Source organism: Streptomyces sp. NPDC003038 (genome assembly GCF_040611115.1).
GTDB lineage: Bacteria > Actinomycetota > Actinomycetes > Streptomycetales > Streptomycetaceae > Streptomyces.
Genome location: NZ_JBEXNN010000129.1, coordinates 1 through 1,154, shown reverse-complemented (window position 1 = coordinate 1,154; position 1,154 = coordinate 1). Strand labels below are relative to the sequence as shown.

The following is a 1,154-nucleotide window of genomic DNA, read 5'->3' as shown; positions in this document are numbered from 1 at the left end:
TACTGACCTTGAAGTCGTCTTGTCGTAGGGGCTGACGGTTCGTGATCGTCGCGGTATGCCGTAGGTATGAGGTATCCGCAGGGTGGGGGTCTGACCGCGGAGAGGCAAGCGTTCCGTGAGCGGGTCCGGATGGAAGCAGTCGGGTTGTTCGCCGCGGGGCGGGGCAGCGCGGAGATCGCGAAGGAGTTACGGGTCAGCGTCCGGTCGGTTCAGCGGTGGCGTCAGGCCTGGCGGGAGGCCGGTCAAGACGCGGTCCGTTCCCGTGGTCCGGCGTCCCGTCCGAAGCTGAGCGATGTGCTGTTCGCCGTGCTCGAGGACGAATTGGCCGAAGGTCCGGTCGCTCACGGGTGGCCTGATCAACGATGGACGCTGGCCAGGATCAAAACGCTGATCGGGCGGCGGTTCCACAAGTCCATGACGCTGTCGGGTATCTCCCAGATGCTGCGGCGACATGGCTGGAGTCACCAAGTGCCGGCCCGCCGCGCCGTCGAGCGTGATGAGACAGCAGTGGCCGGCTGGGTGAAGGACGTGTGGCCACACGTGGAACCACCGCGGCGGCGCTCGGGGCCTGGACCGTCTTCGAAGACGAGGCCGGGTTCTCGATGACGCCGCCGACCTCCCGCACCTGGAGCCGACGCGGAACTACTCCTGTCATCCGGGTCCGCGGCCGTTCCCAGCGCCGCTTCTCCATCGCAGCTTTGTGCTGCTACAAACCCGGCGAACGCTCCCGCCTGATCTACCGGCCCAAACGGCATGCCGACCACAAGAGCGGTGGTCGCAAGAGTTTCGCCTGGACCGAGTACCGCGACCTCCTCATCGCCGCCCACCAGCAGCTCGGCGGCCCGATCGTCCTCATATGGGACAACCTCAACGTCCACAAAGACCGCCGCATGCGGGCCTTCATCGACGCACACGACTGGATCACCGCCTACCACCTGCCGCCCTACGCACCCGACCTCAACCCCGTCGAAGGGATCTGGTCGGTTCTCCGCCGGACCAGCCAGGCCAACACCGCCTTCACCGACCCCGACCACCTCATCCGCCGGCTACGACACGGCCTCCGCCAGATCCAGTACCGCAGCGACATCATCGACGGATGCCTCACCGCAACCGGCCTTACCTTCACGACAACACGCCTACAAGCTCAGTAGAGG

2 protein-coding genes are annotated in these 1,154 nt (G+C 66.0%); both read left to right on the top strand.

Annotated elements, in window-relative coordinates:
• Positions 1-66 precede the first annotated feature (66 nt).
• The gene (locus tag ABZX75_RS34435; RefSeq protein WP_355418190.1) at positions 67-606 is read left to right on the top strand and encodes a winged helix-turn-helix domain-containing protein; all 540 of its coding nucleotides are present in this window, start codon (positions 67-69) and stop codon (positions 604-606) included.
• Complete coding sequence (locus ABZX75_RS34430; RefSeq protein WP_355418192.1) at positions 603-1,151, top strand: transposase; 549 nt, start codon at positions 603-605, stop codon at positions 1,149-1,151. The genes ABZX75_RS34435 and ABZX75_RS34430 overlap by 4 nt, the downstream gene beginning before the upstream one ends.
• Positions 1,152-1,154 lie beyond the last annotated feature (3 nt).

Bases quoted from the DNA above. Each gene is read 5' to 3' on its own strand.
- ABZX75_RS34430 (WP_355418192.1), top strand. From the start codon at position 603: ATGACGCCGCCGACCTCCCGCACCTGGAGCCGACGCGGAACTACTCCT.
- ABZX75_RS34435 (WP_355418190.1), top strand. From the start codon at position 67: ATGAGGTATCCGCAGGGTGGGGGTCTGACCGCGGAGAGGCAAGCGTTC.